Genomic DNA, 22,124 nt, shown 5'->3' on the forward strand with positions numbered 1-22,124 from the left:
CGCCCTGGAGGGATGGGGCTCCCCGGGGGGGATCACCGCCCGACGGCCGGGATGCTAGGGGGTATCGCCCCACTTGCCACGAATCAGCACCGCTACAGCTTACGTTGTACAACGCCCGGTGCCGCGTCGGGGTGTCGGGCATCCGGCGAAAACCTCACCCGGCGGGCCAACCTTCCCTCACCTGGCGGCAGTTCGGCCGCCCCCGGCCCTCAGTCGGCGCGTGCTCCGGAGACGACCATGGCGAGGGTCGACTCGACGACGTCCGCCCGGCGCTGCTCCGGAAGGCGGCGCAGCGGTCCGTCGAGCAGCAGGAGCGACAGTCCGTGCACCGCCGACCACGCGGCGGCCTCCACGGCGGGCCGCGCCGGGCGCGGGATGCGGCCGGCCCGGGCCAGGGCGTTCAGCGCCTCCGTGAGCAGGGCGAACGCGCGGATCTCGGGCTCCGGCTCGGGGGCCCGCCCGGCCGGCGCCCACTCCTCGCCGCAGGCCGGCCGGGGCGTGCAGAACGCGGCCCGGTAGAGGCCCGGGTGCTCCAGGGCGAAGCCGACGTAGCCACGGCAGAGGGCGGCGAGCCGCAGCTCGGCGGCGACGGTGGGGTCGTCCGCGCCGGGCGCGCGGGCCGCGGCGCGCTCCATCGACTCGGCCAGGGCCCGCTGGGCGTGGATCTTGACGGCCCTCAGCAGCGCGCCGCGGCCGTCGAAGTGTCGGTAGGCGGCGGTGGGCGAGACGCCGACCCGGCGGGCCGCCTCGCGCAGGACGACCCGTTCGGGGCCGCCTTCACCGGCGAGGTCGACGGCGGCGCAGATCAGCGCGTTGCGCAGGTCGCCGTGGTGGTAGGACTTTCCCCCCGAGATCGCTGCCATGGGCTCATCCTGCCCGATGTTGACCGCATGAACATTCCAGCCGGGGGCGCGACGCGCGGGCGGGCCCCCCACGACACCGAACGGCCCCCGCCGGGTGGCGGGGGCCGTCGTGGCAGGCGGTGGGCGGGGGCTACTTCGCGGTGTCCTTCTCGTACGCCTTCAGGACCTCGTCGGTCGGCCCGTCCATCACGAGTTCGCCCTTCTCCAGCCACAGCACGCGGTCGCAGGTGTCCCTGATCGACTTGTTGCTGTGACTGACCAGGAAGACCGTGCCGGCCTCCTTGCGGAGCTCGCGGATGCGCTCCTCGGAGCGGATCTGGAACCTGCGGTCACCGGTCGCCAGCGCCTCGTCGATCATGAGGACGTCGTGGTTCTTGGCGGCCGCGATGGCGAAGCGGAGCCGGGCGCCCATGCCGGACGAGTAGGTGCGCATGGGCAGGCTGATGAAGTCGCCCTTCTCGTTGATGCCGGAGAAGTCGACGATCCCGTCGTAGCGCTCGCGGATCTCCTCCTTGCTCATGCCCATGGCGAGTCCGCCGAGGATCACGTTGCGCTCACCGGTGAGGTCGTTCATCAGCGCCGCGTTGACGCCGAGGAGCGAGGGCTGGCCGTCGGTGTAGACCTTGCCGCTCTCGGTGGGGAGCAGTCCCGCGATGGCGCGCAGCAGCGTCGACTTGCCGGAGCCGTTGGAGCCGATGAGGCCGATGGCCTCGCCGCGGTAGGCGGTGAAGGAGACACCGCGTACGGCGTGGACCTTGCGGACGCCGCGGGTGACCTCGGCCTTGCCGCGACCGAGGATCCGGCTGAGCGCCGCGGTGGCGCTGCCCTTGCCGCCGCCGCCGGTGTTGACCCGGTAGACGATGTGGACCTCGTCGGCGATGACGGTGGGAACGCGTTCCTGAGTCGTGTCAGCCACGGCCGTACCTTTCCTCGGCCTTCCAGAAGTAGACGAAGCCCCCGAGGCCGATGGCCAGGGCCCAGCCCAGCGCGGCCATCCAGACGTGATCGGGCAGGTTCTGCGAGCTGTAGCCGTCGATGAGGGCGAACCGGATCAGGTCCATGTAGAGGGCCGCCGGGTTGTACATGAGCGTGTCGGCGATCCAGGCCGGCTTGTCGGCGAGCATCACCGGGATGGAGAACATCACACCGGACGCGTACATCCACGTGCGCATGACGAACGGCATCAGCTGGGCGAGGTCGGGCGTCTTGGCGCCCATCCTCGCCATGATCATCGCGAGTCCGACGTTGAACACGAACTGCAGGAACAGCGCCGGCACCAGCAGCAGCCAGCTCAGCGACGGATAGCTGCCGAAGGCGATCGCGACGGCGGCGAGCACGATCATGGAGAACAGCAGCTGCTGGAGCTGCTGGAGCGCGAACGAGATGGGCAGCGTGGCGCGCGGGAAGTGCAGCGCTCTGACCAGGCCGAGGTTGCCGGAGATCGCCCGCACGCCCGCCATCACCGAGCTCTGGGTGAAGGTGAAGACGAAGATCCCGGTCACCAGGAAGGGGATGTAGACCGCGGTCGACATGCCCTGGTCGGCGTTGAGGATCAGCCCGAAGATCAGGTAGTAGACCAGCGCGTTCAGCAGGGGGGTCGCCACCTGCCAGAGCTGGCCGAGCTTGGCCTGGCTGTACTGCGCCGTCAGCTTCGCCTGGGAGAAGGCGAGGATGAAGTGGCGTCGGCCCCACAGCTGGCGGATGTACTCGAAGAACCCGGGCCGGGCGCCGCTGACCGACAGACCGTACTTGGCGGCCAGCTCGGCCGGGGTCAGGCCGTCGTCGACGGACGGCGGGGCGCTCGTCGCGACCGCACCGTCGTGGGTTGTGTCACTCACAAGTCGAAACTTTCGTATCCAAGATGCGCGGCAAGTCGGGTACCACGGTGTCAGACGACCGGCGGGCGTCCCAGTCGGGTCAGCCGCCACACCGTACGCCATTTCATCGGCCGGCGCGGTCCGCAGGGAGCGGTCCAGCCTTCCCGGAAGCCGCCGGCCCATGCCTTGAGGGCGGGGACGGAGGGCCGCCGCGCCAGCGTGAGCAGCAGCCAGACGCCGAGATAGACCGGGACCAGAGGTGCGGGCAGATTGCGCCGGGCCAGCCACACCCGGTTGCGGGCCACGTTGTAGTGGTACGTCGCGTGCCGGGAGGGAGGAGTGGTGGGGTGGAGCAGCACCATGTCGGAACGGTAGTCGATCATCCAGTCGGCGTCGAGCGCCCGCCAGGCGAGATCGGTCTCCTCATGAGCGTAGAAGAACTCGTCGGGCAGGCCGCCGACTTCGGCGAACACCTTCGTACGGACGGCGTTGGCGCCGCCGAGGAAGGTGGTCACCCGGGAGGAGCGCATCGGGTCCGCGGCGCGCAGCCGCGGCACGTGCCTGCGCTGGGTGAGACCGGTCTCCGGGTCCGCGATCCGGAAGCTGATGATGCCCAGCCTCGGGTCGGCGGTGAAGGCCTGCCGGACCAGCTCGGCGGTGTCCGTGTTGGCGAGCAGACCGTCGTCGTCCAGGAAGAGCAGGACGTCCACATCGGTGCCGCCGGGGCCGAAGGCCTCGATGCCGACGTTGCGGCCGCCGGGGATGCCCAGGTTCTCGGGCAGGTCGATGGTGCGCACGCCGTCCGGCACCCCCGTCACGGGGGCGCCGTTGCCGACCACCACGACCTCGATCGGATCGCCGTCCTGCTTGGCGACCGAGTCGAGGAGCGCACGCAGGTCGTCGGGCCGGTTGCCCATGGTGATGATGACGGCGCCCAGCTTCATCGGCGTACTCACACTCTTCCTCACTTCAGCCGGCTCGACGCCAGGATCGACACCAGGTGCAGCAGCGTCTGGAGCAGCGCGATCCCGGCGAGGACCGCGACACCGAGCCGCGAGAAGAAGAGGTCTCCCCTGACGGTGTCCACCACGGCCAGGGCCAGGATGAGCAGCGACGCCTCGATGCCGAGGATCAGCCGGTGGAACTTGAGCGCGCCGGCGGCCCTGCGGGCCAGCGCCATGCCGGAGGAGCGCGGCTCGGACGCCGACTCCTTGACCGGCGGCAGTCCGCCCTGGTGGCGGGCGACGCCGACGAGGTCGGTCTCCGCCTTGATCAGGATGGCGCCGAGGGCGGCGAGGGTGCCGAGGAAGGCCCACAGCCAGTCGATCCGGCCCGGGCCCCACAGGTCGGCCGCGCGCAGGCCGAAGCCCACGAGGACCGCCGCGTCGCACAGGTAGGCGCCGACCCGGTCCAGGTAGACACCGCCCAGCGAGAACTGCTTCTTCCAGCGGGCCACCTCGCCGTCGACACAGTCGAGCAGCAGGTAGAGCTGGACCGCGACGACGCCGAGGACGGCGCCCCAGATCCCCGGGATCAGCAGGGCCGGGGCGGCGAGGACGCCGCACACGGTCATCACATAGGTCAGCTGGTTGGGCGTGACCCGCGTGCCGACCAGATGCCGGGTGATCCGCAGCGAGATCTCCCGCATGTAGAGGCGGCCGCCCCAGTGCTCACCGCTGCGCCGGTCCTTCACTCCCGCCGGGTGGACGACCGGACGCAGCTCAGCTACGGATGGTCTTTGCATAGTCGGCGTACGCGTCCCTGATCTCGTCGGTGGACAGGTCGAGGTGCTCGAGGATGGTGTAGCGGCCGGGCCGGGTCTGCGGAGCGAACTCCACCGCCCTGACGAACTCGTCCACGCTGAACCCGATCTCCTCCGGGGTGACGGGCAGAGCGTGCCGGCGCAGTGTCTCGACCATGCGCAGCGAGCCCTCGGCGGCCCCACGCAGGTGCATCGCGAAGGCGGCGCCGATGCCGCACTGCTCGCCGTGGCTGGCGGCGCGCTGCGGGAAGAGCAGGTCGAAGGCGTGGCTGATCTCGTGGCAGGCGCCCGAGGAGGGGCGGGTGTCGCCGCTGATCGACATGGCGATGCCGGACATCACCAGGCCCTCCGAGAGCGTGACGAGGAAGTCGTCGTCGCCCACCGTGCCGGGGTGACGCAGCACCGCCTCGCCGGCGCTGCGCGCCATGGCGGCGGCCAGGCCGTCGACCGGCTCGCCCGTCTCGCGGTGCGACAGCTCCCAGTCCGCGATGGCGGAGAGGTTGGAGATCGCGTCCCCGATGCCGGAGCGCACGAAGCGCACCGGTGCGTCACGGATCACGTCGAGGTCGATGACCAGCGCGATCGGAGTCGGCACACCGTAGGAACCGCGACCGTTGTCGTTGTCCAGGGTGGAGACCGGCGAGCAGATGCCGTCGTGCGACAGGTTGGTGGCGATGGCGACCAGCGGCAGCCCGACCCGGGCCGCCGCGTACTTGGTCACATCGATGATCTTGCCGCCGCCGAGCGCCACCACCGCGTCGTACCGCTTGCCGCGCATGGCGTCGGCGAGCTTGACCGCCGCGTCGATGGTGCCGCCGTCGACCGGGTACCAGTCGGCCCCCGGGAGTTCGGCGGCGAACTGGTCACGCAGCTTCAGGCCGGAGCCGCCGCTGATCGCCACGGCGATCCTGCCGTTGCTGGAGATCCGCTGGTCCGCGAGGAGCGCGGACAGGTCCTCCAGCGCTCCCCGGCGGATGTCGACGACGACCGGCGAGGGGATCAGCCGGGTCAGTACTGGCACGCGATGTCACGGCCCTTCGCCAGGTCGTCGTGGTTGTCGATCTCCACCCACTTCACCTCGCCGATCGGGGTGACGTCGACGGTGAAGCCGCGGTTGACGAGCTCCTGGTAGCCGTCCTCGTAGTAGAGGTCGGGGTCGCGCTCGAAGGTCGCCTTCAGGGCGTCGGCGAGCTCCTCGGCGGCCTCGGGCTCGATGAGGGTGACGCCGATGTACTCACCGGTGGCCTCGGCCGGGTCCATCAGCTTCGTGATGCGCCGGACACCCTTGCCCTCGGCGGTGATGACCTTCATCTCCTCGTCGGCGAGGGTCTTCACCGTGTCGAGGGCGAGGATGATCTTCTGGCCCTCGCCGCGCGCGGCGAGCAGGGTCTTCTCGACGGAGACCGGGTGCACGGTGTCGCCGTTGGCGAGGATGACGCCCCTCTTCAGGACGTCACGGGCGCACCACAGGGAGTAGGCGTTGTTCCACTCCTCGGCCTTGTCGTTGTCGATCAGGGTGATCGAGACGCCGTACTTGGCCTCCAGGGCCTCCTTGCGGTCGTACACGGCCTCCTTGCGGTAGCCGACGACGATGGCGACCTCGGTGAGGCCGACCTCCGCGAAGTTCTTCAGCGTCAGGTCGAGGACGGTGGTCTCACCGTCGACAGGCACGAGGGCCTTCGGGAGCGTGTCGGTGTAGGGGCGCAGACGCCGTCCGGCACCGGCTGCCAGTACAAGGCCAATCATGCTGTTTCTCCTTCGTCATGTACGGCAGGTGCTCCGGAGGACACCCAGAAACGGATGGACTCCACGAGCACCAGGAGCGCCACGGCGGCCGCGAGGGCGGTGAGCGCCAGGGTGAAATCGGTGCCGCGGTTCACGAGCAGGGCGGCGAGCACGGTCACGAGGAGCGTGCGGCCCTCGTGACCCCCGATGGTGCGCACCAGCCACGCGGGCGGCGCGCCGGTGCCGCCGCGGATGCGGTACACCGTGTCGTAGTGATGGTAGGCGACCGCCGCGACCAGCCCGAATGCGGCGGGCACGGCCCCGGGAACCTCGGAGCGGGCCGCGAGGATGAGCACCGTGGTGTATTCGGCGGCCCGCAGGACGGGCGGGACGAGCCAGTCGAGGGCGCCCTTGAGAGGGCGGGCGACGGCGAGTCCGGCGAGGACCGCGTACCCGAGGGCGGCGAGCACCGTGAGGGCGCTGCCGACCGACTGCGTCCAGGCGACGGCGATCAGCAGGGCCGCGCCGACGACGGCCGGGAGCAGCGGTGGGGGCGCGAGGCGGCGGCCCGCCTTGGCGACCAGCTCGCCGAGGGGGCCCGTGTCCGCGAGGTCCGCCAGCGCCTGTGCGGCCCGGTCCGTCCGCTTCGCCTTGCGGGTCAGCGAGCGCAGGACGCGCCCCGCCGCCGTGTAGCAGGCGCCGAACGCGCAGCCGGCGATGAGCGCCCAGAAGACGATCCGGGGGGTGGTGACCGCGGTGAGGACCGCGATCATGGCCCAGCGCTCACCGATCGGCAGGATGATCATCCTGCGTACCCAGACGGTCCAGCCGACGCTGTCGAGACGGCTGGAGAGGGCCGCGGTGGGGCTGGTGTTGGCCGTGGCGTCGTGGTTGGCCTCGTTGAACGAGAAGTCCACGACGTGGCGGCAGGTCATCAGGACCATCGCGCCGAGCGCGAGCGTCCACACGTCGTCGCCGCCGCGGGCGGCGCCGAGGGCGAGGCCCGCGTAGAAGGAGTACTCCTTGGCGCGGTCGAAGGTGGCGTCGAGCCAGGCGCCCATCGTGGAGTACCGCAGGGCGTAGCGGGCGAGCTGCCCGTCGGTGCAGTCCAGGACGAAGGAGACGAGGAGCAGGACGCCCGCGGCGATGTAGCCACCGCGTTCGCCCGTGGCGGCGCAGCCGGCCGCGAGGAGGGCGGTGAGCAGCGAGGCGGTGGTGACCTGGTTGGGGGTCAGTCCGCGCCGCGCGCACCAGCGGGCGATGTAGCGCGAGTACGGGCTGATGAAGAAGGTGGTGAAGAAGCCGTCGTGGGCCTTGACGGCCGAGCGCAGGCGTACGGCCTCGTCGTCGACGGCCGCGACGGCGGCGCGCGCCCGGTGGCGGGCCTCCGCGTCGGTCGGTACGGCGGCGACGAGCGTGCCGAGCTGCGGCCGGTGCACGGGGACGCCTTCGGCGTCGAGCACGTCGGCGAGCACGGTGGGAAGGTCGTCGGCGTCGCGCCGTACGGCGGGCGCGGCCTGGGTGGGCGCGGCCGGGGCGGTGGGGGCCGTGTCGGACCGCGGCGCCGCCGTACCGACCGGGGCGGTCGCCGGGGCCGCCCCGCCCGCGGGCGGGGCGGTCAGGGCGCGGGTGAGGGCTGGGCGGGCCTCGCTCTGGGCGGCGAGGGCGCCGGGGACGGCGGCGGCGGGGAAGCGGGGGTCCGTGAGGGCCAGGCGCAGCGCGTGGAGGTGTCCGACGAACCGGGGGTCGACGACGGCGACCCGCTCACCCGCCGGTACGGCGGCGAGCAGCGTGCCCGTCTCGTCCGGGCCGGAGGCGACCTTGACGTCGAAGCCCAGCGACCGCAGATCGCCGTCGAGCGACGATCCGGGTACCGGCGGACCGGTGAGGATGGCGGTCGACAGACGAACTCACTCCTTGGAGCTGACGGGCGGGCCGGCGGGGCCCATGGCGCGCCCCGGGGCACGGCGGCTCGGCCCGGCATCGGGCGGCGGCACGTCGGCTGAGGCTATCGGATGAACCAAGCGGGAGTTCACCGAGGCTTTGCGGTGCGGACGCCCCCGGGCCCACTCCGCTCCGCGTGAGTGCGCCGCGTCCTGCGGAGATCATCATGGGTGATCGACGCCCCGCCCCACAAACCGCCGGTATCCGCGCTCCGCCCGGGGCCCGCCGCCCTCCCGCCCACGGGGCTTGATCGTCACCGCGCTCTGACCTGCTCACATAACCGCAGGTCAGAGCATATGACAACGGTGTTCAGTGCCGTGTTGCGGATACCCCCCACCCGTAGTTCACTTGCGAGCCGGGGCACCGAAACAACAGGACCGGGAGGCCTTTTCATGGGGGCTGGACACGACCACGGGCACAGCCACGGGGGACCGCCGCCGACGGGCACGGCAGCCGCGGCCTACAAGGGCCGGCTGCGGATCGCGCTGACCATCACGCTGTCCGTGATGGTGATCGAGATCATCGGCGGCGTCGTCGCCGACTCGCTCGCGCTGATCGCCGACGCCGCCCACATGGCGACCGACGCGGTCGGTCTGGCCATGGCGCTGCTCGCGATCCACTTCGCCAACCGTCCCCCCACCGACAGGCGCACCTTCGGCTTCGCCCGGGCCGAGATCCTCGCCGCCCTCGCGAACTGTCTGCTGCTGCTCGGTGTCGGCGGATACGTGCTCTACGAGGCCATCCAGCGGTTCGTCGAACCGGCCGAGACCCGGGGCGGGCTGACCATCGTGTTCGCGCTGATCGGTCTGGTCGCCAACATGATCTCGCTCTCGCTGCTCGTACGGGGCCAGAAGGAGAGCCTCAATGTGCGCGGCGCCTATCTGGAGGTGCTCGCGGACGCGCTCGGCTCGGTGACCGTGCTCATCTCGGCGGGGATCATCCTGGCCACGGGCTGGCAGTACGCGGACCCGATCGCCTCCATCCTGATCGGCCTGATGATCGTGCCGCGCACGGTCAAGCTGCTGCGCGAGACCCTGGACGTACTCCTGGAGGCGGCCCCCAAGGGCGTCGACATGGCGGAGGTGCGGGCGCACATACTGGCGCTGCCGGGCGTCGAGGACGTCCACGACCTGCACGCCTGGACGATCACCTCCGGGATGCCGGTGCTCTCCGCCCATGTCGTGGTGGACCAGGCGGCACTCGACTCGGTGGGCCACGAGAAGATGCTGCACGACCTGCAGGGCTGCCTCGGCTCGCACTTCGACGTGGAGCACTGCACCTTCCAGCTGGAGCCGGCCGGCCACGCGGCGCACGAGGCGAAGCTCTGCCTCTGAGCCGTGCCCGAGCTCTGTGAGCCCTGTCCGTGGCCCTGTTAGTCTCTTCGCACAAGCGTGAGGTGGGAGAGGAGCTGAGGTTGATGACCGTCGCGATGGAGGCTGCCCAGTGCGGCAGCGCCCGGTCCAGCTTCAGCTCCCGGGTCTCCGGCTGACCTGATCCCGGTTCGCTCGATCGAACCGATCGTCATCACGTCGGCCCGGGCCCCTCTCACACAAGGGTTTCCCACGTTGTCCGACAACGCTCTGTACGACGCCTTCTTCGCCCTGCACCACGGTCTTCCGCGGCAGGGCCCCGGTTCCGACTCCACCACCCGCCGTCTGCTCGCCCTCGCCGGCCCGCTCCCCGAGCGTCCGCGCGTCCTCGACCTGGGCTGCGGGCCCGGCCGCTCCGCGCTGCTCCTGGCCGCCGAGGCCGGCGCCGAGGTGACGGCCGTGGATCTGCACGAGCCGTTCCTGGAGGAGTTGCTGCTCGCCGCCGCAGCCCGCGGGCTCGGCGACTCCGTCCGTACCCTCAACGCCGACATGGGCGGGCTCCCGTTCCCGGACGGATCCTTCGATCTCGTCTGGGCGGAGAGCTCCGCCTACGCCCTCGGCTTCGACACCGCGCTGCGCGAGTGGCGCCGGCTGCTCGCACCCGGCGGCACCCTCGTGCTCACCGAGTGCGAGTGGACCGTCGACGAGCCCGGCCCGGAGGCGCGCGCCTTCTGGGACCGGCACTACCGGCTGCGCACCACCGCCGAGAACACCGCGGCGGCGGTCGAGGCCGGCTATCACGTCCTCGGGGTCCTGCCGCAGCCCGAGAGCGACTGGGAGGAGTATTACGGCCCGCTCGAAGAGCGGGCGGACGCCGCGGACCCCGCCTCCCCCGGCATGGCCGAGGCTCTCGCCGCGACCCGCGCCGAGATCGCGCTGCGCCGCGACCACGGCGGGGAGTACGGCTACACCGGCTACGTCCTGCGCCCCGCCGACGCCAGGTGACGGACTCGGGAGGAGAATCGCGCCAGATTTCGAGGTGCCCGACGAGGCCACGACGGCGCCGGCCCCCGAGGGTTCCGGCGAGGCCCCCCGGGGCATGATCCGGTATCCGGCGGCCTTCGGCGTCCGACGCGGCTCCCCGCTCCCACCGCACCGGTGTACTCCGGTGTGGTGGGAGCGGCCATGTCCGGCCTCCGAAGTACGGACAAGCCGCCTTTGTGCGGCAGACTGAGGGGGCCCCACCGGGCCGAGGACCGAAGCGAAGGATGGGTATGCCGACCACACACGACACCGCGGCACACAGCTCGCCGAACGGAGTCTCCACGACCGGGATCTCCGCGAACGGGGGCACCGCGAACGGTGTCCCGGCGTCGATCATGCTCGAGCTGGTCGACGAGGACGGCAACACCATCGGTACGGCGGAGAAGCTCGCCGCCCACCAGGCGCCGGGGCAGCTGCACCGGGCGTTCTCCGTCTTCCTCTTCGACGAGTCGGGCCGACTGCTGCTCCAGCGCCGCGCCCTCGGCAAGTACCACTCCCCCGGTGTCTGGTCGAACACCTGCTGCGGCCACCCGTACCCGGGCGAGGCGCCGTTCGCGGCCGCCGCCCGGCGTACGTACGAGGAGCTGGGCGTCTCGCCCTCGCTGCTCGCCGCGGCGGGCACCGTCCGTTACAACCACCCGGACCCGGCGTCGGGCCTGGTGGAGCAGGAGTACAACCACCTCTTCGTCGGCATGGTGCAGGCCGAGCCGCGGCCGGACCCGGAGGAGGTCGAGGAGACCGCCTTCGTGACCGCCGAGGAGCTGGCCGAGCGCCACGCGGCCGCGCCGTTCTCCGCCTGGTTCATGACGGTGCTGAACGCGGCGCGTCCGGCGGTCAAGGAGCTGACGGGTCCGACCGGGGGCTGGTGATCCCCGACGCGGGTACGTGCCCCGTCCCCGGCGCGGGCAGCCCCGTCGGGGGTACGGGCCCGGCAGCGGGTACGGAGCCCGTACCCGCGACGGCCCCGCCGCCCGGTGCCGGAACGTTTCCCGGGGCCTGACCTGCGGTCGGCGCCGCGCCCGGGACGGCCACCGCGCCCGGGACGGCCGCCGCTCCCGGGACCAGGGGCAGTGCGGCCCAGATGATCTTGCCGCCGCTCGCGGTGTGCTCCACGTCGCACGCCCCGCCCGCCTCCAGCGCGATCTCCCGCACCAGGAGCAGCCCCCGGCCGCCGGTCTGGCCGTAGTCCGCCTCAAGGGCCTTGGGACGGTACGGATGGTTGTCCTCGACGGACACCCGGATCCACTCCGCGCCGATCGCCACCTCCACCGCCACTTCGGGGGAGAGCAGCGCCGCGTGCTTGACCGCGTTGGTGACCAGCTCCGACACGATCAGGAGCAGGCCCTGGACCGTGTCGTCGTGGGCCGGGACCCCCTGTCGGATCAGCAGGTCGCGGACGGCGTGCCGGGCCCGCGGGACGGAGACGTCGACCGCGGGAGCGGTGAAGCGCCAGACCCCTTCGTAGGACGGCGGCCGGGCGGGGACGCTCCCGCGGCTCTCCATAGTCCGGCTCCCACCGTCGTGCTCGATTGTCGCCACGAGGTCGAGTCTTGGTATTCCGCAGGTCCGGACGGGCCACTGACCAGAAGTCGACACTTATCGACCGTCTTCGACCGATTGAGTATGCCAACGTCAGTTGTTCGACTGCTCCTGACCTTCTTCTGACGGCTTCGGAGGGGTCCCGCCTACGGCGGTCCGCGGGGCCACCATACTGACGATCCGTCGGCCGCCGACACCGATCGCGATCAGGCCCAGACCGTCGAAGAGCAGCGCGAGGGAGAAGAAGAGACCGAGGACATAGCGGCTGCTGTCCGGCCAGTCGAAGAGGACGAGCAGACCGAGCAGCAGCCCGAACGCCCCCTGCAGGAGGGTCCAGCCGAACTGCGGTCCGCGCACCACCGCACTGCCCACGAGGCGGAACACCCCGCCGGTGAGGAAGAGCAGCGCGGCGAACATGGTCAGCGCCTCGGCCGAGCCCTCCGGATGCCGGATGACGACCAGTCCGGCCGCGATGTTCAGGGCGGCCACGACCACGGCGAGCCAGAAGTAACTGGTGCCGCGCGACTCGATGGCGTGGAGGAGGCCCACGACGCCGCCGACGAGCAGCAGCCAGCCGAAGAGGAGCATCGAGGTGAGGGTGGCGACCCCGGTGTAGACCAGGCCGACGAGTCCGCCGAGGACGAGCAGGGCGCCCAGGAGGACGAGCCAGCCGAAGCTCCGGGCGAGTTTCCTGCCCTCGCGTACGGGGTCGTGATCCCGGACCGGGCCGTGCGGGTCCTGACCGTGCGGGTCCTGACCGGACGGGCCCGGGCCGTGCGGGTCCCGGCCGTGCGGGTCCTGAGCCATCGGCGCCTCCTCCTCGCGCCCCCTTCCTGATCGTACGTTCGGGCCCTGCCGATAGCATCCGGCGCATGGAGCCGCAGCTGAAGGCAGTCCCCGCCGACGGGGTCGACGGGGTCGTCACCGTCGTCATCTCGAACCCGGCCAAGCGCAACGCGATGACGGCCGCGATGTGGCGGGCCCTGCCCGGTCTGCTGGCGGGTCTCGCCGCCGACCGCGACGTCCGCGCGCTGGTCCTCACCGGCGAGGGCGAGACCTTCTGCGCCGGCGCGGACATCTCGACGCTGCGGGAGCCGGGCGACGAGCAGCAGACGCTCGCCGTACGGGCCGAGGAGGCGCTCGCCGCCTTCCCCAAGCCGACCCTCGCGGCCGTCCGCGGCTACTGCGTCGGCGGCGGCAGCCAGCTCGCCGCCGCCTGCGACCTGCGGTTCGCCGAGGAGGGCGCCCGCTTCGGGGTCACCCCGTCGAAGCTCGGCATCGTCTACCCGTCCTCCTCGACCCGCCGCCTCGCCTCCCTCGTGGGGCCCTCGGCCGCCAAGTACCTGCTCTTCTCGGGCGAGTTGATCGATACGGAGCGGGCGCTGCGCACCGGTCTGGTGGACGAGGTGCTCCCGGCCGGCGAACTGGACAAGCGGGTGGCCGAGTTCACCCGCGTCCTGGCCGGCCGCTCGCAGCTGACGCAGGCGGCGGCGAAGGAGTTCGTGGACGGCCGCACGGACCGGGACGCCCACTGGGCGGAGCAGGCGCGCGCCAGCGGCGATACCGCGGAGGGTGTCGCCGCCTTCCTGGAGCGCCGCGCGCCCCGCTTCACGTACGGGATCTGAACCGGCCCGCGATCCCGGGCCTCGCCGCTCAGCCCGCCGCTCAGTCTGCCGCTCAGCCCTGGTCGGCGAGCACCTTCTCCCCCTGTCCCCGCCAGTGCGCCACGATCTCGGCCGGGGCCTTCTCCGGCGAGCCCGCGTCGTACGGCGGCTGCGGGTCGTACTCGGTCAGCAGCTGGATCGTCTGCGCCGTCGCGTCGCCGGCGATCCGGCCGAGCAGATGCAGGGCCATGTCGATGCCGGAGGAGACCCCGGCGGCGGTGACGTACTTGCCGTCGAAGACGACCCGCTCGCCGGTCGGTTCCACACCGAACGGGGTCAGCTCGTCGAGGGCGAGCCAGTGGGTGGTGGCCCGGCGGCCGGTGAGCAGGCCCGCGGCGGCCAGCACCAGGGATCCGGTGCAGACGGAGGTGGTCCAGGTGCTGGTGGCGTCGACGGTACGGAGCCAGGCGAGGATCTCCGGGTCGTGCATCGCCTCGCGCGAGCCCGGGCCGCCGGGCACCAGGACGATGTCGGGGTGCGTCACGTCGGCGAGGGTCCGGGCGGCGACGAGGGCGAGGTTGCCCTGGTCGCCCGTGACAGGACCGGTCTCGCGGGAGACGAAGACGGTCTCGGCCCCGGGGAGGCGGCTGAGCAGTTCGTAGGGGCCGACGGCGTCGAGGGCGGTGAAGCGGTCGTAGAGCAGGACGGCGATCTGCATGGACATCCCTATCTGCTGGTGGTGGGAACAGGGGCGTGGAAGCGACGCCGGTAGTCGGCCGGAGCCGTGCCGAGCGCCTTGACGAAAGCGCGGCGCATGGCCTCGGGGGTGCCGTAGCCGGCGGCCCGTGAGACCTCCTCGACGCCGTGGGTGGACTCCTCCAGGAGCCTGCGGGCGTGTTCGAGCCGGACCCGGTCGACGTACCGCCCCGGGGTGGTGCCCGTCTCCGCCTGGAAGGCGCGGGCGAAATGGCGGGGCGAGAGCCGGGCGCGGGCGGCCAGCGCCTCGACGGAGAGGTCGGCGTCGGGGTGTTCGGTGATCCAGTGCTGCAGCTCGCGCAGCGGTTCCCGGCGGGCCGTCTGGGCGGCGAGCTGCACGCTGAACTGCGCCTGGTTGCCGGGGCGGCGCAGAAAGACGACCAGGTGACGGGCGACGGTGAGCGCCGCGTCCCGGCCCAGGTCCTCCTCCACCAGGGCCAGCGCGAGATCGATGCCCGCGGTGACTCCGGCGGAGGTGGAGAGCCTGCCGTCCCGGACGAAGATGGGGTCCGGGTCGACCTCGACCTCGGGGTGGCAGCGGGCGAGGTGGTCGCAGGCGGCCCAGTGAGTGGTGGCCCGGTGCCCGTCGAGGAGTCCGGCCTCGGCGAGCAGCAGCGCGCCCGTGCAGACGGAGACGAGACGCTCGGCGTGCGGGGCGTTCGCGCGCAGCCAGTCGATCAGCCGCGGGTCCGGGTTCCGGGTGCCCTCGCCGCCCGGCACGAGCAGGGTGTGCGGGCGGTCGGCGGCGGCGAGCGTGGAGTCGGGCAGCAGGCACAGTCCGCTGTGGGTGCGGACGGGGCCGCCGTCGAGCGAGGCGGTACGGATCCGGTAGGCGGTACCGCCGCTGTCGCCGTCAGGTCCGTCGAGGCGACCGGCGCAGCGCCCGGCGAAGCGGTCGGCGCCGGCGAAGACCTCGACCGGTCCGGTCACGTCCAGGCTCTGCACGCCGTCGAAGAGGACGACGAGTACGGGTCGCTGCGTCATACCCCCATCCTTCGCGGGGCATGGGACGGCCGCAATGACGAGCATCCCACCTTTCCTGCCATCGCGAGCCCGGCGGTTCCGGTCGTACCGACCAGTCGGTAACGTTCAGGTCCATGACGACTTCTCTGCCGCCGCGTGCCGGACGCCGCTGCCACAACGCCCTCAATCCGCTCCACTCGACCCTCTACTTCTCGCCGGATCTCGACACCGAGTTCAAGGGCCTCGGCCTCGAGGACTCCACGGCCGTGCGGCTCGCGGCGCGCAGCGCCCCGCTGGGTGCGGTGGGGGCCGGAACGGTCGCCGCGACCTTCTACAACTACAACGTCGAGCTGCTGGCGATCCACCTGCCCGCCGTCTGGGAGACCGCGGCGCCCTCGGCCGTCCTGGCCGCCCGGCTGCGTACCGCAGACACCACCCTGCGCCGGCTGCTCGGCGAGGAGACGGTCACCTCGCCGGAGATGGCCGAGGCCGCCGAGCTGGCGCTGCGCGCCACGGAGGCGTGCACCCGGCACGCCCGGCCGCTGTACTCCGCCAACGCCGACCTGCCCGTGCCCGACGAGCCGCACCTGAGGTACTGGCACGCGGCCACCCTGCTGCGCGAGCACCGCGGTGACGGCCACCTGGCGGCGCTGCTCTCCGTGGGGCTCGACCCAGTGGAGGCGCTCGTCAGCCACACCGCGACCGGCAAGGGCATGGCGCCCCGCTGGGTCCTGGGCACGCGGGGCTGGCGGCGCGCGGACTGGGAGGCGGCGGCGGAGCGGCTGCGCGACCGGGGCCTGCTGGACGCCGAGGGCGAGCTGACGCCCGCGGGCTCCGACCTGCGCGCCGAGCTGGAGGAGATGACGGACCGGCTGGACTCCGCCCCGTACGAGCATCTGGGCGCGGCGGGCGTGGAGCGGCTGACGGAGCTGGGCCGGGGCTTCCTCTTCGCGGCGGCGGGCGCGGGCGCGTTCCCGCAGGACCTGACCGGCAAGGGCTGAGACCGGCCCTGGGCGGCCTCGCCGCGTGCGGGGCGCGCGCGGGCGGGGCGCGTGCGGTGTTCCGGTGGGCGACCCGGCACAATGCAGTCGCAAGCTTGAGGCACGAGAAGGCGAGTCGGAACACCGTGACGACGTCCATCGAAAGCACAATCGCCGAGGAACTCGGCGTACGCGAGCGACAGGTGAGGGCGGCCGTCGAGCTGCTCGACGGCGGCTCGACCGTGCCGTTCATCGCGCGCTACCGCAAGGAAGCGACCGAGATGCTCGACGACGCGCAGCTGCGCACGCTCGAGGAGCGGCTGCGCTACCTGCGGGAGCTGGAGGACCGGCGGGCCGCCATCCTCGAGTCGGTGCGCGAGCAGGGCAAGCTGACCCCCGAGGTGGAGGCCAGGCTGCGGGCCGCAGACACCAAGGCGCGGCTGGAGGACATCTATCTGCCCTTCAAGCCCAAGCGCCGCACCAAGGCGCAGATCGCCCGCGAGGCGGGTCTGGAGCCGCTGGCGGAGGGGCTGCTCGCGGACCCGTCGGTGGAGCCGGCTGCCGCCGCGGCGGCCTTCGTCGACGCCGGCAAGGGGGTCGCGGACGCGGCCGCCGCGCTGGAGGGCGCCCGCGCGATCCTCACCGAGAAGTTCTCCGAGGACGCCGACCTCATCGGCGAGCTGCGGGAGCGGATGTGGAGCCGGGGCCGGCTCGCCGCCAAGGTACGGGAGGGCAAGGAGGAGGCCGGCGCGAAGTTCGCCGACTACTTCGACTTCACCGAGCCGTTCACCGCGCTCCCCTCGCACCGGATCCTCGCCATGCTGCGCGGCGAGAAGGAGGACGTCCTCACCCTGGAGCTGGAGCCGGAGGAACCGTCGGACCTGCCCGGCCCCTCGTCGTACGAAGGAATGGTCGCCGCGCGCTTCGGCGTGGCCGACCGAGGCCGCCCGGGCGACAAGTGGCTGCTCGACACGGTTCGTTGGGCCTGGCGGACCCGGATCCTGGTGCACCTCGGGATCGATCTGCGGCTGCGTCTTCGGACGGCGGCGGAGGACGAGGCGGTACGGGTCTTCGCGGCGAACCTGCGGGACCTGCTGCTCGCGGCGCCGGCCGGGACGCGGGCGACGCTGGGTCTCGACCCCGGTTTCCGTACGGGCGTGAAGGTCGCCGTCGTCGACGCCACGGGCAAGGTCGTGGCGACCGACACGATCTATCCGCACGTCCCGGCGAACAAGTGGGACGAGTCGCTGGCGAAGCTCGCGCGGCTCGCGAAGGAGCACGCGGTCGAGCTGGTCGCCATCGGCAACGGCACCGCCTCGCGCGAGACGGACAAGCTGGCGGCCGATCTCATCGCCCGCCACCCGGAGTTGAAGCTCACGAAGGTGATGGTCTCGGAGGCGGGCGCCTCGGTGTACTCGGCCTCCGCGTTCGCCTCGCAGGAACTGCCCGGTCTGGACGTCTCGTTGCGCGGAGCGGTCTCGATCGCACGGCGGCTGCAGGACCCGCTGGCCGAGCTGGTGAAGATCGACCCGAAGTCGATCGGCGTCGGGCAGTACCAGCACGACCTGTCCGAGGTGAAGCTCTCGCGCTCGCTCGACGCGGTGGTGGAGGACTGTGTGAACGGCGTCGGTGTCGACGTCAACACCGCCTCGGCGCCGCTGCTTTCGCGGGTTTCGGGGATCGGCGCCGGTCTCGCCGAGAACATCGTGGCGCACCGGGACGCCCACGGTCCCTTCCGTTCGCGCAAGGCGCTGAAGGACGTGGCGAGGCTGGGTCCGAAGGCGTACGAGCAGTGCGCGGGCTTCCTGCGGATCCGGGGCGGCGACGACCCGCTGGACGCGTCCTCGGTGCACCCGGAGGCGTACCCGGTGGTGCGGCGGATGGCGAAGACGACGGGTGGCGAGGTCGCGTCCCTGATCGGCAACACCGGGGTGCTGCGGTCGCTGCGGGCGGACGACTTCGTCGACGAGAACTTCGGTCTGCCGACGGTCACGGACATCCTGCGCGAGCTGGAGAAGCCGGGCCGCGACCCGCGTCCGGCGTTCAAGACGGCCACGTTCAAGGAGGGCGTCGAGAAGATCGGCGACCTGGAGCCGGGGATGGTGCTTGAGGGTGTCGTGACGAATGTCGCGGCCTTCGGCGCGTTCGTGGACATCGGGGTGCACCAGGACGGTCTGGTGCACGTGTCGGCGATGTCGAAGACGTTCGTCAAGGACCCGCGGGACGTGGTGAAGCCGGGTGACGTGGTGCGGGTGAAGGTCATGGAGGTGGACATCCCACGCAAGCGGATCTCGCTGACGCTCCGGCTCGACGACGAGGCGACGGCGGACACCGGGGCCGGCGCCGGCCCGGCCCCGAAGCGGGAGCGCGGCGGCCGCCCGCCGCAGCAGCGCCGCGGTGGCGGCGGTGGCGGTGGCGGTGGTGGCGGTGGTGGCGGTGGTGGCGACCGGGGCCGCTCCCAGGCCCCGGCCCCGTCCAACAGCGCGATGGCGGACGCCCTCCGCAAGGCGGGCCTTCTGAACGAGGGCGGCGGCAAGCGCCGTAGCCGCTGACACCCACCACGGGCCCGGCCGGAAGGCCGGGCCCCTGGCACAGCGCCGGGAGCGCGTCCGGGCTGCCGGGCCGGGAGGCCGGGAGGCCGGGAGGCCGGGAGGCCGGGAGGCCGGGAGGCCGGGAGGCCGGGAGGCCGGGAGGCCGGGAGGCCGGGAGGCCGGGAGGAAGGCTAGGCGTTCGGGAGGAAGCGGAGGGCCCATTCGGCGCGGTTGGCCACGTCCAGGTCGTCGTCCTCGGTCAGGGGCTGGAGGACCGTGCGGGAGGTGTGCGGGTCGGACTGGACGATGTCGACGATCTCGGTGGCCAGCGCGTCCTGGTCGTCGCCGAGGTCGACCGACGACGCTCGCAGCAGCGCCGGGAGCGCGTCCGGGCCGCCGATGGCGGCGAGGACGCCGCCCAGGAGCTCGCGGGCGTAGGCGTTCCGCTCGGTGAGGGCGCGGTCCAGCTCGGCCTGCAGGCGCGGCAGGAGAGCGGCGTCGCCGGAGGCGGCGATCTCGTCGGCGAGGTCGATCGTCTCGTCGACGTCCGCGTCCAGATCGTCGAGCATCTCGGTCAGCCGGGTCAGTAGATCGGTCATGGTGCTGCCTCCTGGAATGCGCCGTCCCTCAGAACGGGGACCGTGTCCGAGGTGTCGGCCTCGGCGGCCACCGCCATGTCGCGCGGATGGCCGTACTCGTACAGTTCACTCCCCGAATCGCGTCGGTGCAGGGCGGCCGGGAAGAGCGGCCGCGGGTGCCGCGGCGACGCCTGGCCGCGGCCGACGGCGAGGGCCACGTGCCGCCGGTCCGCGTCGGCCCGCCGGCGGTACGGGTAGACGGCGGTACCGGCCGCCACGGCGACGCCGTCCACCGCCGGCGGACGGGCCTCCGTCCGGCCCCGCCCGGAGGTGACGCCCATCAGAGCTCGGTCACCTTGCCCCCCGCGACCTCGATGCGACGGGTCGTGCGGACGGCGTCCAGCATGCGCCGGTCGTGGGTGACCAGGAGCAGCGTGCCGGTGTAGGTGTCGAGCGCGGCCTCCAGCTGCTCGATGGCCGGCAGGTCGAGGTGGTTGGTCGGCTCGTCGAGGACCAGCAGGTTGACGCCACGGCCCTGGAGGAGGGCGAGGGCGGCGCGGGTGCGCTCGCCCGGCGAGAGCGTCGTGGCGGGGCGCAGGACGTGCTCGGCCTTGAGGCCGAACTTCGCGAGGAGGGTCCGTACCTCCGCCGGCTCGGTCTCCGGTACGGCCGCGCAGAATGCGTCGAGGAGGGCCTCCGAGCCGTGGAAGAGCTTGCGGGCCTGGTCGACCTCGCCGACGACGACGCCGGAGCCGAGGACGGCGTCCCCGGAGTCCAGCGGCAGGCGGCCGAGGAGCGCGGCGAGCAGGGTCGACTTGCCGGCCCCGTTGGCACCGGTGATGGCGACCCGGTCGGCCCAGTCGATCTGGAGCGTGGCCGGCCCGAAGCGGAAGTCGCCGCGGCGGACCTCCGCCTCGCGCAGGGTCGCCACCACCGAGCCGGAGCGCGGGGCGGCGGCGATCTCCATCCGCAGCTCCCACTCCTTGCGGGGTTCGTCGACGACGTCGAGCCGCTCGATCATGCGCTGCGTCTGGCGGGCCTTCGCGGCCTGCTTCTCGCTGGCCTCGCTGCGGGCGTTGCGTCCGAGCTTGTCGCCGTCGGTGGCCTTGCGGCGGGCGTTCTTGACGCCCTTGTCCATCCAGGACCGCTGCATGTGGCCGCGGGCCTCCAGGGCGGCCTTCCGGCCCGCGTACTCCTCGAAGTCCTCGCGGGCGTGGCGCCGGGCGGTGTCCCGCTCGTCCAGGTACGCGTCGTAGCCGCCGCCGTAGAGGGTGATCTGCTGCTGGGCGAGGTCGAGTTCGAGGACCTTGGTGACCGTACGGGTGAGGAACTCGCGGTCGTGGCTGATGACGACCGTGCCGGCGCGCAGGCCCCGCACGAAGGCTTCGAGCCGCTCCAGACCGTCGAGGTCGAGGTCGTTGGTGGGCTCGTCGAGGAGGAAGACGTCGTAACGGGAGAGGAGGAGGGAGGCGAGTCCGGCGCGGGCCGCCTGACCGCCGGAGAGGGAGGTCATGGCCTGGTCGAGGCCGACGGTCAGGCCGAGCGAGTCGGCGACCTCCTCGGCGCGCTCGTCCAGGTCGGCGCCGCCGAGGTCGAGCCAGCGCTCCAGGCTGACGGCGTACGCGTCGTCGGCGCCCGGGGTCCCGTCGACCAGGCCCTGGGTGGCCTCGTCCATGGCGGCCTGGGCGGCGGCGACGCCCGTGCGGCGGGCCAGGAACTCCCGTACCGTCTCTCCCTCGCGCCGCTCGGGCTCCTGGGGGAGGTGACCGACGGTGGCGGTCGGCGGGGAGAGCTTCAGCTCCCCCTCCTCGGGGGTGTCGAGCCCGGCGAGCAGGCGCAGCAGGGTCGACTTGCCGGCGCCGTTGACGCCGACGAGGCCGATGACGTCGCCGGGGGCGACGACGAGGTCGAGGCCGGCGAAGAGGGAGCGTTCGCCGTGGCCGGCGGCGAGGTCCTTGGCGACGAGAGTGGCAGTCATCAGGGGATGAATCCTAGGCCAGAGCGCCGACCGGCCGCCTTCCGCGGCGATGCCCGGCCCGCGCGGCCGCTTCACCGGCCACCCGCGCCGGCCCTGGAGCGGGGCCGCGGGACCGGGACGACCGGTCGGTTGCCGGTGGTGCGGGTCGGGGGCCGGTCACGGTCCGGTCGTGAGCGGCGACGTCCGCCGGTCACGGTCCGGGCGTGAGCGGCGATGTGATCGCGGCGGGTGGCGGGGTCCGTCCTGGGTCCGCCGACGGCGGTGCCGCCGGCCGAGCGCGGCCGAGCGTACGGGTGTGGTCGCCGGACGCGGTGACGGCGACGACCTCGGCGGTGGCGGGCGCCCGCGGCCCCTCGGTCATCGGGCGGGGCTCCGGCCCGCATGGGCGGACGGCCTCCGGCGGCGCCGGCTGTCACCGGCGGACCTCGGTGTCGGGCAGGGCTCCGGCCGCATGGACGGAGCCTGGCGGCACGGGCTGACGGCCGCCTCGGGCTGCGCCCGTAAAACGGCGGACATGACCTGCGCCGGCGACTGGCACCGGCGGACAGGGCCGGCCGGCGGGCCGAGGCGCGGGGCGGGTCCTCGGGGGCGCGGCAGCGGGGCGGGACGGTCGTGGGGGGGCCGGGGGGGGGGGGGGGCGGACGAGGGGGGGGGGTGGAGTAAAGGGGGTTTGGTTGGTGTCCGCGGCGATGCAGTTGCAGCGCCGGCGCGCCGGGGCGGCGGCCGGCCC

The 22,124-nt window shown here is 72.7% G+C and carries 19 protein-coding genes and 2 pseudogenes; 6 read left to right on the forward strand and 15 right to left on the reverse strand.

The genetic code is table 11. The features are described 5' to 3' along the window. Window positions 1-209: 209 nt before the first annotated feature. The 8 genes from ACF06X_RS07920 to ACF06X_RS07955 form a co-directional block, all read right to left on the reverse strand. Window positions 210-863: a TetR/AcrR family transcriptional regulator gene (locus ACF06X_RS07920; RefSeq protein WP_392286350.1), complete on the reverse strand. Its 654-nt coding sequence runs from the start codon at window positions 861-863 to the stop codon at window positions 210-212. 130 nt (window positions 864-993) lie between these two features. After that, entirely contained in the window at window positions 994-1,779 is a 786-nt protein-coding gene (locus ACF06X_RS07925; protein WP_392286351.1) for an ABC transporter ATP-binding protein, read from the reverse strand. After that, a complete protein-coding gene (locus tag ACF06X_RS07930; RefSeq protein WP_392286352.1) occupies window positions 1,772-2,701 on the reverse strand; it encodes an ABC transporter permease in 930 nt (309 codons plus the stop codon). Before ACF06X_RS07930 ends, ACF06X_RS07925 begins: the two co-directional genes overlap by 8 nt. 50 nt (window positions 2,702-2,751) lie before the next feature. Further along, entirely contained in the window at window positions 2,752-3,624 is an 873-nt protein-coding gene (locus tag ACF06X_RS07935; protein ID WP_392286883.1) for a glycosyltransferase family 2 protein, read from the reverse strand. A 20-nt stretch (window positions 3,625-3,644) separates the two neighbouring features. Next, entirely contained in the window at window positions 3,645-4,424 is a 780-nt protein-coding gene (locus ACF06X_RS07940; RefSeq protein ID WP_392286353.1) for a CDP-alcohol phosphatidyltransferase family protein, read from the reverse strand. After that, a complete protein-coding gene (locus tag ACF06X_RS07945; protein WP_392286354.1) occupies window positions 4,402-5,463 on the reverse strand; it encodes an iron-containing alcohol dehydrogenase family protein in 1,062 nt (353 codons plus the stop codon). Before ACF06X_RS07945 ends, ACF06X_RS07940 begins: the two co-directional genes overlap by 23 nt. Beyond that, window positions 5,451-6,188: a sugar phosphate nucleotidyltransferase gene (locus ACF06X_RS07950; RefSeq protein ID WP_392286355.1), complete on the reverse strand. Its 738-nt coding sequence runs from the start codon at window positions 6,186-6,188 to the stop codon at window positions 5,451-5,453. Before ACF06X_RS07950 ends, ACF06X_RS07945 begins: the two co-directional genes overlap by 13 nt. Further along, on the reverse strand, window positions 6,185-8,071 hold the full coding sequence (locus tag ACF06X_RS07955; protein ID WP_392286884.1) for a DUF5941 domain-containing protein: 1,887 nt from the start codon (window positions 8,069-8,071) through the stop codon (window positions 6,185-6,187). The genes ACF06X_RS07950 and ACF06X_RS07955 overlap by 4 nt, the downstream gene beginning before the upstream one ends. 432 nt (window positions 8,072-8,503) lie before the next feature. On the opposite strand from ACF06X_RS07955, the gene ACF06X_RS07960 reads away from it, so the two are divergent. The 3 genes and pseudogenes from ACF06X_RS07960 (at window position 8,504) to idi (ending at window position 11,334) form a co-directional block, all read left to right on the forward strand. Further along, window positions 8,504-9,445 (forward strand): cation diffusion facilitator family transporter, encoded by a 942-nt coding sequence (locus tag ACF06X_RS07960; protein ID WP_392286356.1) that lies wholly within the window; start codon window positions 8,504-8,506, stop codon window positions 9,443-9,445. 231 nt (window positions 9,446-9,676) lie between these two features. Then, window positions 9,677-10,423 (forward strand): annotated as a pseudogene (locus ACF06X_RS07965) (class I SAM-dependent methyltransferase); the annotation flags it as partial. Window positions 10,424-10,695: 272 nt separating this feature from the next. After that, complete coding sequence (idi, locus tag ACF06X_RS07970) at window positions 10,696-11,334, forward strand: isopentenyl-diphosphate Delta-isomerase (protein ID WP_392286357.1); 639 nt, start codon at window positions 10,696-10,698, stop codon at window positions 11,332-11,334. Between the two features lie 187 nt (window positions 11,335-11,521). Here the strand turns inward: idi and ACF06X_RS07975 are convergent. Beyond that, window positions 11,522-11,968, reverse strand: a pseudogene (locus ACF06X_RS07975) (ATP-binding protein); the annotation flags it as partial. 129 nt (window positions 11,969-12,097) lie between these two features. Then, on the reverse strand, window positions 12,098-12,811 hold the full coding sequence (locus ACF06X_RS07980; RefSeq protein ID WP_392286358.1) for an HdeD family acid-resistance protein: 714 nt from the start codon (window positions 12,809-12,811) through the stop codon (window positions 12,098-12,100). 65 nt (window positions 12,812-12,876) lie between these two features. Here ACF06X_RS07980 and ACF06X_RS07985 point away from each other — a divergent pair, with 65 nt between their 5' ends. Continuing rightward, on the forward strand, window positions 12,877-13,629 hold the full coding sequence (locus tag ACF06X_RS07985; RefSeq protein ID WP_392286359.1) for an enoyl-CoA hydratase/isomerase family protein: 753 nt from the start codon (window positions 12,877-12,879) through the stop codon (window positions 13,627-13,629). A gap of 52 nt (window positions 13,630-13,681) precedes the next feature. On the opposite strand, the gene ACF06X_RS07990 is transcribed toward ACF06X_RS07985, so the two are convergent. Beyond that, entirely contained in the window at window positions 13,682-14,326 is a 645-nt protein-coding gene (locus ACF06X_RS07990) for a DJ-1/PfpI family protein (protein ID WP_392286885.1), read from the reverse strand. Window positions 14,327-14,334: 8 nt separating this feature from the next. Beyond that, window positions 14,335-15,348 (reverse strand): GlxA family transcriptional regulator, encoded by a 1,014-nt coding sequence (locus tag ACF06X_RS07995; protein ID WP_392286360.1) that lies wholly within the window; start codon window positions 15,346-15,348, stop codon window positions 14,335-14,337. 113 nt (window positions 15,349-15,461) lie between these two features. On the opposite strand from ACF06X_RS07995, the gene ACF06X_RS08000 reads away from it, so the two are divergent. Together ACF06X_RS08000 and ACF06X_RS08005 are read left to right on the forward strand one after the other, a co-directional pair. Further along, on the forward strand, window positions 15,462-16,328 hold the full coding sequence (locus ACF06X_RS08000) for a hypothetical protein (RefSeq protein ID WP_392286361.1): 867 nt from the start codon (window positions 15,462-15,464) through the stop codon (window positions 16,326-16,328). Window positions 16,329-16,453: 125 nt separating this feature from the next. Then, window positions 16,454-18,859 (forward strand): Tex family protein, encoded by a 2,406-nt coding sequence (locus ACF06X_RS08005; protein ID WP_392286362.1) that lies wholly within the window; start codon window positions 16,454-16,456, stop codon window positions 18,857-18,859. Window positions 18,860-19,029: 170 nt separating this feature from the next. Here the strand turns inward: ACF06X_RS08005 and ACF06X_RS08010 are convergent, their stop codons facing one another. The 3 genes from ACF06X_RS08010 to ACF06X_RS08020 are packed head-to-tail and all read right to left on the reverse strand — an operon-like array spanning window position 19,030 to window position 21,394. Beyond that, window positions 19,030-19,437 carry a hypothetical protein gene (locus tag ACF06X_RS08010; RefSeq protein ID WP_392286363.1) on the reverse strand — a complete coding sequence of 136 codons (408 nt, stop codon included), beginning with the start codon at window positions 19,435-19,437 and terminating at the stop codon, window positions 19,030-19,032. Next, the gene (locus tag ACF06X_RS08015; protein WP_392286364.1) at window positions 19,434-19,757 is read right to left on the reverse strand and encodes a hypothetical protein; all 324 of its coding nucleotides are present in this window, start codon (window positions 19,755-19,757) and stop codon (window positions 19,434-19,436) included. Before ACF06X_RS08015 ends, ACF06X_RS08010 begins: the two co-directional genes overlap by 4 nt. After that, on the reverse strand, window positions 19,757-21,394 hold the full coding sequence (locus ACF06X_RS08020; protein WP_392286365.1) for an ABC-F family ATP-binding cassette domain-containing protein: 1,638 nt from the start codon (window positions 21,392-21,394) through the stop codon (window positions 19,757-19,759). Before ACF06X_RS08020 ends, ACF06X_RS08015 begins: the two co-directional genes overlap by 1 nt. Window positions 21,395-22,124 lie beyond the last annotated feature (730 nt).

Source organism: Streptomyces sp. NPDC015346 (assembly GCF_043078785.1).
In the GTDB taxonomy this organism is placed as follows: Bacteria; Actinomycetota; Actinomycetes; order Streptomycetales; family Streptomycetaceae; genus Streptomyces.

What these genes read in the sequence shown, in the direction of transcription:
- idi (WP_392286357.1), top strand. Translation starts at nt 10,696, where the DNA reads ATGCCGACCACACACGACACCGCGGCACACAGCTCGCCGAACGGAGTC.
- ACF06X_RS08000 (WP_392286361.1), top strand. Translation starts at nt 15,462, where the DNA reads ATGACGACTTCTCTGCCGCCGCGTGCCGGACGCCGCTGCCACAACGCC.
- ACF06X_RS07980 (WP_392286358.1), bottom strand. Translation starts at nt 12,811, where the DNA reads ATGGCTCAGGACCCGCACGGCCGGGACCCGCACGGCCCGGGCCCGTCC.
- ACF06X_RS07995 (WP_392286360.1), bottom strand. Translation starts at nt 15,348, where the DNA reads ATGACGCAGCGACCCGTACTCGTCGTCCTCTTCGACGGCGTGCAGAGC.
- ACF06X_RS07940 (WP_392286353.1), bottom strand. Translation starts at nt 4,424, where the DNA reads ATGCAAAGACCATCCGTAGCTGAGCTGCGTCCGGTCGTCCACCCGGCG.
- ACF06X_RS08010 (WP_392286363.1), bottom strand. Translation starts at nt 19,437, where the DNA reads ATGACCGATCTACTGACCCGGCTGACCGAGATGCTCGACGATCTGGAC.
- ACF06X_RS07935 (WP_392286883.1), bottom strand. Translation starts at nt 3,624, where the DNA reads ATGAAGCTGGGCGCCGTCATCATCACCATGGGCAACCGGCCCGACGAC.
- ACF06X_RS08015 (WP_392286364.1), bottom strand. Translation starts at nt 19,757, where the DNA reads ATGGGCGTCACCTCCGGGCGGGGCCGGACGGAGGCCCGTCCGCCGGCG.
- ACF06X_RS07920 (WP_392286350.1), bottom strand. Translation starts at nt 863, where the DNA reads ATGGCAGCGATCTCGGGGGGAAAGTCCTACCACCACGGCGACCTGCGC.
- ACF06X_RS08020 (WP_392286365.1), bottom strand. Translation starts at nt 21,394, where the DNA reads ATGACTGCCACTCTCGTCGCCAAGGACCTCGCCGCCGGCCACGGCGAA.
- ACF06X_RS07950 (WP_392286355.1), bottom strand. Translation starts at nt 6,188, where the DNA reads ATGATTGGCCTTGTACTGGCAGCCGGTGCCGGACGGCGTCTGCGCCCC.
- ACF06X_RS07985 (WP_392286359.1), top strand. Translation starts at nt 12,877, where the DNA reads ATGGAGCCGCAGCTGAAGGCAGTCCCCGCCGACGGGGTCGACGGGGTC.
- ACF06X_RS07990 (WP_392286885.1), bottom strand. Translation starts at nt 14,326, where the DNA reads ATGCAGATCGCCGTCCTGCTCTACGACCGCTTCACCGCCCTCGACGCC.
- ACF06X_RS07960 (WP_392286356.1), top strand. Translation starts at nt 8,504, where the DNA reads ATGGGGGCTGGACACGACCACGGGCACAGCCACGGGGGACCGCCGCCG.